General features: G+C 48.9%; 10 protein-coding genes. 6 read left to right on the top strand and 4 right to left on the bottom strand.

What is annotated here, in order from left to right; translation table 11 throughout:
• The 4 genes from FDW94_RS24630 to FDW94_RS21585 all read left to right on the top strand — a co-directional run.
• Positions 1-105, top strand: a 105-nt coding sequence (locus tag FDW94_RS24630) for an aminomethyltransferase beta-barrel domain-containing protein (RefSeq protein ID WP_249358679.1), incomplete at its 5' end; no start/stop codon positions are given.
• A 34-nt stretch (positions 106-139) separates the two neighbouring features.
• Positions 140-781 (top strand): high frequency lysogenization protein HflD, encoded by a 642-nt coding sequence (gene hflD, locus FDW94_RS21595; protein ID WP_003832401.1) that lies wholly within the window; start codon positions 140-142, stop codon positions 779-781.
• Positions 782-784: 3 nt separating this feature from the next.
• Positions 785-2,155 carry an adenylosuccinate lyase gene (gene purB, locus FDW94_RS21590; protein WP_137378234.1) on the top strand — a complete coding sequence of 457 codons (1,371 nt, stop codon included), beginning with the start codon at positions 785-787 and terminating at the stop codon, positions 2,153-2,155.
• Between the two features lie 470 nt (positions 2,156-2,625).
• Positions 2,626-3,297 carry an SOS response-associated peptidase gene (locus FDW94_RS21585; RefSeq protein WP_137378233.1) on the top strand — a complete coding sequence of 224 codons (672 nt, stop codon included), beginning with the start codon at positions 2,626-2,628 and terminating at the stop codon, positions 3,295-3,297.
• Between the two features lie 92 nt (positions 3,298-3,389).
• Here FDW94_RS21585 and arsC read toward each other — a convergent pair whose 3' ends face one another.
• Genes arsC through FDW94_RS21570 form a run of 3 tightly spaced genes read right to left on the bottom strand, consistent with a single transcriptional unit; the run spans position 3,390 to position 5,482 of the window.
• Positions 3,390-3,815 (bottom strand): glutaredoxin-dependent arsenate reductase, encoded by a 426-nt coding sequence (gene arsC / locus FDW94_RS21580; protein ID WP_137378232.1) that lies wholly within the window; start codon positions 3,813-3,815, stop codon positions 3,390-3,392.
• 12 nt (positions 3,816-3,827) lie between these two features.
• On the bottom strand, positions 3,828-5,117 hold the full coding sequence (locus FDW94_RS21575) for an arsenic transporter (RefSeq protein ID WP_103771361.1): 1,290 nt from the start codon (positions 5,115-5,117) through the stop codon (positions 3,828-3,830).
• Positions 5,118-5,161: 44 nt separating this feature from the next.
• Positions 5,162-5,482, bottom strand: a complete 321-nt coding sequence (locus tag FDW94_RS21570) for a transcriptional regulator (RefSeq protein ID WP_103771362.1) — start codon at positions 5,480-5,482, stop codon at positions 5,162-5,164.
• A gap of 85 nt (positions 5,483-5,567) precedes the next feature.
• On the opposite strand from FDW94_RS21570, the gene arsH reads away from it, so the two are divergent.
• Complete coding sequence (gene arsH / locus FDW94_RS21565; RefSeq protein ID WP_103771363.1) at positions 5,568-6,266, top strand: arsenical resistance protein ArsH; 699 nt, start codon at positions 5,568-5,570, stop codon at positions 6,264-6,266.
• Positions 6,267-6,567: 301 nt separating this feature from the next.
• Positions 6,568-7,242: a hypothetical protein gene (locus tag FDW94_RS21560; RefSeq protein ID WP_137378231.1), complete on the top strand. Its 675-nt coding sequence runs from the start codon at positions 6,568-6,570 to the stop codon at positions 7,240-7,242.
• A 207-nt stretch (positions 7,243-7,449) separates the two neighbouring features.
• Here FDW94_RS21560 and FDW94_RS21555 read toward each other — a convergent pair whose 3' ends face one another.
• A complete protein-coding gene (locus FDW94_RS21555) occupies positions 7,450-8,034 on the bottom strand; it encodes a DUF4376 domain-containing protein (RefSeq protein ID WP_137378230.1) in 585 nt (194 codons plus the stop codon).
• Between the last annotated feature and the right edge of the window lie 226 nt (positions 8,035-8,260).

Below are 8,260 nucleotides of genomic sequence, written 5' to 3'. Positions count from 1 at the left end.
GAGCCAGTCGCGGCGGTCACGCCGGGTCAGTCGGCTGTCTTTTACAATGGCGAAGTGTGCCTCGGCGGCGGCATTATCGAACAACGATTGCCTCTGCCGGTATAATTACTTACACATTTGATACAAGGAAGCAGTGAACGTGGCAAAGAATTATTATGACATCACCCTCGCCCTGGCAGGCATTTGTCAGTCGGCACGCCTGGTGCAGGAACTGGCGCACCAGGGGCATTGTGATGCCGATGCATTACACGTTTCACTGAACAGTGTCATCGACATGAATCCCAGCTCTACGCTGGGCGTGTTTGGCGGCAGCGAAGCCAACCTGCGTCTTGGCCTTGAAACGCTGCTTGGCGTGCTGAACGCCAGCAGTCGTCAGGGACTGAATGCGGAACTCACCCGCTATACGCTAAGCCTGATGGTGCTGGAGCGTAAGCTGTCAGCGGCCAAAGGCGCTATGGACACGCTGGGAGACCGTATTAGCGGCTTGCAGCGCCAGCTGGACCATTTTGATTTGCAGTCAGAAACGTTGATGAGTGCGATGGCTGGCATTTATGTTGACGTCATCAGCCCACTCGGCCCGCGTATTCAGGTCACGGGTTCCCCGGCCATCCTTCAGAGCCCACAAGTACAGGCTAAAGTACGCGCTTCGCTGCTGGCTGGCATCCGTGCTGCCGTGCTCTGGCATCAGGTTGGTGGAGGCCGTCTGCAACTCATGTTTTCTCGTAATCGCCTGACGACTCAGGCAAAACAAATTCTTGCTCATTTAACCCCGGAGTTGTGATCTATGGAATTATCCTCACTGACCGCCGTTTCCCCTGTCGATGGACGCTACGGCGATAAAGTCAGCGCGCTGCGCGGGATTTTCAGCGAATACGGTTTGCTGAAATTCCGTGTACAGGTTGAAGTACGCTGGCTGCAAAAACTGGCCGCGCACGCAGCGATCAAGGAAGTTCCTGCTTTTGCTGCCGACGCAATCGGTTTCCTTGATGCGATCGTCGCTAACTTCAATGAAGAAGATGCTGCGCGCATCAAAACCATTGAGCGTACGACCAACCATGATGTGAAGGCAGTTGAGTATTTCCTGAAAGAGAAAGTGGCGGATATCCCGGAACTGCATGCTGTTTCCGAATTTATCCACTTTGCGTGTACCTCAGAAGACATCAACAACCTGTCTCACGCGCTGATGCTGAAAACCGCACGCGACGAAGTGGTTCTGCCGTACTGGCGTAAGCTTATCGACGCGGTGAAAGATCTGTCTGTACAGTATCGCGATATTCCTCTGCTCTCCCGTACCCACGGTCAGCCAGCCACCCCGTCTACGCTAGGCAAAGAAATGGCTAACGTGGCTTACCGTATGGAGCGTCAGTATCGTCAGCTCAACCAGGTTGAAATTCTTGGTAAGATCAATGGTGCAGTCGGTAACTATAATGCCCACATCGCTGCTTACCCGGAAGTTGACTGGCATCAGTTCAGCGAAGAGTTTGTCACCTCGCTGGGCATCCAGTGGAACCCGTACACCACGCAGATTGAGCCGCACGACTACATTGCCGAGCTGTTTGACTGCATCACCCGTTTCAACACCATCCTGATCGACTTTGACCGCGATGTCTGGGGTTACGTGGCGCTGAACCATTTCAAACAGAAAACCATCGCGGGTGAAATCGGCTCTTCCACCATGCCGCACAAAGTTAACCCCATCGATTTCGAAAACTCCGAGGGTAACCTGGGTCTGTCTAACGCGGTTCTGCAGCACCTGGCGAGCAAACTGCCGGTCTCCCGCTGGCAGCGTGACCTGACTGACTCTACCGTTCTGCGTAACCTGGGCGTAGGTATTGGCTATGCGCTGATCGCCTATCAGTCCACGCTGAAAGGCGTGAGCAAACTGGAAGTGAACCGCGATCATCTGCTGGATGAACTGGACCATAACTGGGAAGTTCTGGCAGAGCCGATTCAGACCGTGATGCGTCGCTACGGTATTGAGAAGCCGTACGAAAAGCTGAAAGAGCTGACCCGCGGTAAGCGCGTTGACGCCGAAGGTATGAAGCAGTTTATCGACGGTCTGGCGCTGCCGGAAGAAGAGAAAACTCGCCTGAAAGCAATGACGCCTGCCAATTATATTGGTCGCGCCATCACCATGGTTGATGAACTGAAGTAATCTGTTTGATGCTGGAGCTTGCTTACGCCTGTTCCGGCCTTCCGTTCATATCGTAGTAAGCCGGAAAGCATCAGCGTTTCCGGCTTTTTTATTGCCTGCGAGATTATCCCTTCCCCCCCGGTTTATTAAATGTTTATCCCCACAGCCACATAATCAGCGTTAGACTATAAAATTGATTTTGTAAATTCAGCAAATACAGTTAATTATCATAAAATCAACCAGTTAATAAAAAACCGTCTTGGACAATTGCGGGCAATGTAAGCCATTTCATCGCCCCAAATCATGCCCCAAACTGATTTTTGCCCCCAAATTTGCCCCCAAAAAAGTAAAAATGGGTAGTGGTCTATCGGCCATTTAGCAACTTCGAGAAGCTATAAGCCATAATGGAATATTAGTGGTATGGAGGTTCAAATCCTCTCGTGTCAGCCAATATCCTATACTTTCAGTCTGACAGTTGGCTGGAGGTTTCTATGTGTGGACGATTTTCACAGTCAATGACACGCGAGGACTATCTCGCCCTGCTCGCTGAAGCAGTCGAACTCAACATCCCATACGATCCAGAACCAATAGGTCGATTCAACGTTGCGCCAGGCACAAAAGTTCTGCTGCTTAGCGAACGTGATGAACAGTTGCACCTTGACCCGGTTCTATGGGGATATGCTCCAGGATGGTGGGATAAGCCGCCGCTAATTAATGCACGATCTGAAACTGCGGCCACCAGCAGAATGTTTAAACTACTCTGGCAGCATGGCCGCGCAATTTGCTTTGCTGATGGCTGGTTTGAGTGGAAAAAGGAAGGTGACAAGAAGCAGCCCTACTTCATTCATAAAGCCGATGGTCAACCAATATTCATGGCGGCAATTGGCAGCACACCATTTGAACGTGGAGATGAAGCAGAAGGGTTTCTGATAGTGACGGCTGCTGCCGATAAAGGACTGGTAGATATTCACGAAAGGCGGCCACTGGTACTGTCACCAGATGCTGCTCGCGAATGGATGAGGCAGAATGTTGGAGGGAAAGAAGCGGAGGAGATTGTAGCTGACGGTTCCGTGTCCGCTGATAAATTTTTATGGCACGCCGTGACGCGTGCCGTCGGGAATGTTAAGAACCAAGGACCAGAGTTAATCCAAACTATGCGTTAATGTACGATGCGACAGGGGAAAACGTCTGCTTTGAGCGAGGTGCGGACGCCCGCATAGCGTTAACAGGCGTCCGATATTTTGAAGTGGGCAGATTACTTAACCCGTTTACCCGCTTCGTCAATGACCTTCTCGCCATCCTCTTTGGTAAACACTCCTTTCTGATCTTCCGGTAGAATATCCAGCACTATTTCTGAAGGGCGGCAAAGACGAGTGCCAAGCGGCGTAATTACTACCGGCCGGTTAATCAGGATCGGGTGTTGAAGCATAAAATCAATCAACTGCTCATCACTAAATTTCCCTTCATCAAGACCCAACTGTTCATAAGGCTCAACATTCTTACGCAGTAATGCACGCACCGTAATTCCCATATCTGAAATAAGTTTGATCAGCTCATCACGGGTCGGTGGCGTATCAAGATAATAAATTATCGTCGGTTCGTTGCCGCTATTGCGGATCATCTCCAGCGTGTTGCGAGAAGTACCGCAGGCAGGGTTGTGATAGATGGTAATGTTGCTCATATCTGTATCTCATTACAAAGTGATGGAGAGCCGCAACGCCAGCGCGGCCAGAGTGACAAACAGCACGGGCAGAGTCATGATAATGCCGGTGCGGAAGTAATATCCCCAGGTAATCGTTATATTTTTCTGGGCAAGCACATGCAGCCAAAGCAGGGTTGCCAGACTGCCAATCGGGGTGATTTTCGGGCCTAAATCGCAGCCAATCACGTTGGCATAAATCATTGCCTCTTTGACGACGCCAGTCGCCGTACTCCCATCAATCGACAGCGCGCCAATCAGCACTGTTGGCATATTGTTCATCACCGACGACAGGAACGCGGTCAGGAAGCCGGTGCCAAACGTTGCTGCCCATAACCCCTTTTCTGCCAGCAGGTTTAGCACTCCAGACAGATACTCCGTTAGCCCTGCATTGCGGAGGCCATAGACCACCAGGTACATGCCCAGCGAAAAAATAACGATCTGCCATGGTGCACCACGCAGGACTTTTCCTGTGTTGATGGCATGACCTCTTTTCGCCACTATTAACAGTACTGCTGCGCCAGTAGCCGCTATTGCGCTGACCGGGATTCCCATAGGCTCCAGAACAAAGAAACCTGCAAGCAGCAATAACAGAACAATCCAGCCCATCCTGAACGTTGCCGGATCTTTTATCACACTGGCAGGCGTCTTCAGCAGCGAAACGTTATACGTCGCCGGAATGTCCCTGCGGAAGAAGAGATGCAGCATGACTAGTGTGGCCGCAATCGCTGCCACATCTACAGGGATCATAACGGAGGCATACTGTGTAAAGCCCAGACCGAAAAAGTCCGCCGAGACGATATTCACCAGGTTAGAAACAATGAGTGGTAGGCTGGCCGTATCTGCTATAAATCCTGCGGCCATCACAAAGGCCAGTGTTGTGCCCTTGCTGAATCCCATTGCAAGCAGCATCGCAATCACAATTGGTGTCAGGATCAGCGCGGCGCCGTCATTGGCGAACAAAGCAGCGACAGCGGCACCGAGCAACACTATCCAGGTAAACAGCAGGCGACCACGCCCGTTACCCCAGCGGGAGACGTGCAGTGCGGTCCACTCAAAGAAGCCGGCCTCATCGAGCAGCAGGCTGATGATAATGACCGCAATAAATGCCGCTGTCGCGTTCCAGACGATATTCCAGACAACGGGAATATCAGTGATATGGATGACACCGGTTACCAGCGCCAGCACAGCCCCGATACTCGCACTCCAGCCAATGCCCAAGCCTCTGGGTTGCCCGATCACCAGTATCAGCGTCAGTAAAAATATACTCCCTGCCAAAAACATCTCAGACTCCGTTATATATGATTTTGTAAATGTGTTTTCTTTTTTCAGCAGGAGGTGCAGGCTGATTTATTCAGCCATTCACGCACATCCTCCCGCATACACTGCCAGGACGTCGTGATTGTCTCAGCTGCCCATGCCGGTATGTGGGGTGACAAACGATAGTGGATCCATTTGCCTTCACGACGATCAAGAACCAGCCCAGCCTCGCGAAGGATAGCCATATGTCGCGAGACTTTGGGCTGCGATTCTGAAATGGTTGCGCAGATATCACAGACGCACAGTTCTCCTGACTCCCGGAGAATCATGACGATGGCGAGCCGGGTTTCATCCGACAGGATTTTAAAAAGCTGAACAGGTTGTAGCATTTTTCACTCCGTTCCCTTTAGAATATACATATGGTAAATCATATATGTTAAATTTGAAATCATCTGATCTCTCCGGAGTAGAAAAATGGAACAATTTCCAGCCTTGAATCATGAATATTTTGCTCAACACATCGCCGAACGCCTGCACATGCACGAGCCGCCACGGATTCTGATCCTATATGGTTCAGTTAGAGAGCGTTCCTACAGCCGCTTTGCAGCGGAAGAAGCTGGTCGCCTGCTGACGGCGATGGGCGCGGAGGTAAAACTATTTAACCCCTCAGGTTTACCCCTGCCGGATGATGCGCCAGATACGCATCCTAAAGTCACCGAGCTGCGCAGTCTGGTCAGATGGTGTGACGGGATGGTGTGGAGTTCTCCGGAACGGCACGGAGCTATGAGCGCAGTTATGAAGGCGCAGATTGACTGGATACCACTAAGTGAAGGCGCAGTTCGTCCTTCGCAGGGCAAAACACTTGCGGTAATGCAGGTTTGCGGAGGTTCACAGTCCTTCAATGCAGTGAACCAGATGCGTATTCTTGGCCGGTGGATGCGGATGTTTACGATCCCCAACCAGTCTTCCGTAGCCAAGGCATGGCAAGAGTTCGACGAAAACGGACGAATGAAACCTTCGTCTTGGTATGACCGCATTGTCGATGTAGCCGAAGAGCTGTTTAAAATCACTCTGCTGCTTAAGGGGCAAACCAGTTATCTTGCGGATCGTTACAGCGAGCGAAAAGAGAGCCATCAGGAGCTTTCATCCCGTGTCAATCAGGACAAAATATAACGTTGTTCTTTGTATAAGCTTAACAACATCCACTATTGGCACGAAGCGGACTAGGTAACAGGGCTAAAGGTCCGCTGAGAGCGAAGAGCGGAAGTTGCACGTGGTCATCAATAGTTAAGGGGCAGAGTAGCCAATTTAAAGGATAACTTCCAAAGTGGCGACTGAAACTATTTATATCATGAGCAAGGTTTTTTCGCCTTTCATACCCTTAGGGCATAAAAGTATCAACTATTTCTGAACTATGCCGATACTATCAGAACGACCACCATAAAATATAATGATGAAAACGTTAAGGATTTGTATGAAAAGCTACTTAAAAGGTGTCTGGGAATATTTCGCGAGTCACATGTTGTTTATGTATCTCGGCTCAGTTTCTTTTGCATGGATTGATATCTGGTTTTTTAAAAAAATTGAACCATCAACGATTACTGCAACAGTTTCAACGATAACACTTGGACTGGCGATTTATGCATTAACAAAGGTAAATGAATGGATTAAAATAAAAAAATCAGAAAAGGCTTTCGAGAGAACTACATTGTTCATCGACAGTGTATTTCGATCAAAGGACTTAAATCATCAATGTTATCAGGCGCTTCTTCCTATACGACCAAGAATAAAAAGCGAGGATCCCATACTCTACATGCATCTCATCACAAGTGGGAGGGAGTTTCTTTCTAAGTCAAAAGAGCTACAATTTGAATTATTTGCAATCCGGAATAGTTTTGGCTTGTGGAACATTGAACCTAATCATTCAGATCTTCTAACTAATCTCATTACCACCCATTCAGATCTTGTTGCACGATTCAATATCGTTTATATTTTAATTGATAAATTAGAGCGTGGGGAAAGGGGGGTTCCTGAGTCATCATGGGATAGTTATATCGAAATGATGGCTAGCGCTTATTCAGATTACCATGATCAGTTCGAAATATTTAAAGGCCGTAGCTACAATGAACTTTTTAAAATCATTAAATAATAATTGCCGTGTGTTGAGATCATATCACCAGCGATACCCATGACATTATGATGACCTGCTCCCCATTGATTAACACATTGTGATATCAGCAACGTCCGCTCTTGGCACAGACCTGCCTGTCAGATTAGGTTCAGGTCTGTGCCATAACTGTGTCATGTCAAATCTGAGCTAATACAATTTAGATGTTTAGAAAGGTAAACCAGCACATTACTTCCTCTCACTCCAGCCAACTGGATATTCAGCAATTGCATTAATATCTGTAAGTAACGCTACCTCCGATTTCATCTGCCTCTGCCGTTCGTGAATTCTGAAGCCATGCATCACCATTGACTGCATCATCGCCGCCTCAAGCTGTTGCAGGAACGCAAAATTCACCGGAACATCGTGGTTATCCGCATCCGTCCAGAAGAACCCTTCCGGTAACTGTCCTGAGCTGCCAGCCATAACCACGGGCGCAAGGCGCTCCTGCGACGCTTTGCCTCCATCCCACCGGCGATTGTCCAGTTCAAAAATAATGTTGGCGCTTTCCTGAACGTCACGCCAGTTGCTGATTTCAGTCAGTTTCTGATTTCGTAAATCCTCCACCATCTTGTCAGTCACAATAAAAGGGGCGACAGGTCCATACTTTCCTGATTCAAGCTCGCTGTAGATACGGCGCCCATGCTCCTCAAAATCATTCGGGCATGCAGTGAACGGCAGAAACTCATCAAACTCTGCAAATTTAACACTACAATTACTCGCTGTATGTTCTTTATTCGCCCACTCAGGAGCCTGAATGACCTCAATGTTCATACAATCTCCTTTTATGAGATTCGCTGAAAAATGCCTGCATAGTAACCCAAATTAGTCCCAGCCAGACCTTCAGAAGAACTCGATGCAATTCCACACGAACGCCATGTACCCGGCAAAGTATATTTGCCACTACTACCCGTAATACAAAACGACGCTTTAGCGTCGCTGTTGCTGATAATTCCACACGCTATTAAACTTCCCCCCGAATAACTTGTACCTGGATTAG

This window comes from Citrobacter sp. wls757, from assembly GCF_005280935.1.
Taxonomy (GTDB): domain Bacteria; phylum Pseudomonadota; class Gammaproteobacteria; order Enterobacterales; family Enterobacteriaceae; genus Citrobacter; species Citrobacter portucalensis.
This window is presented reverse-complemented; position numbering and strand designations above follow the sequence as displayed.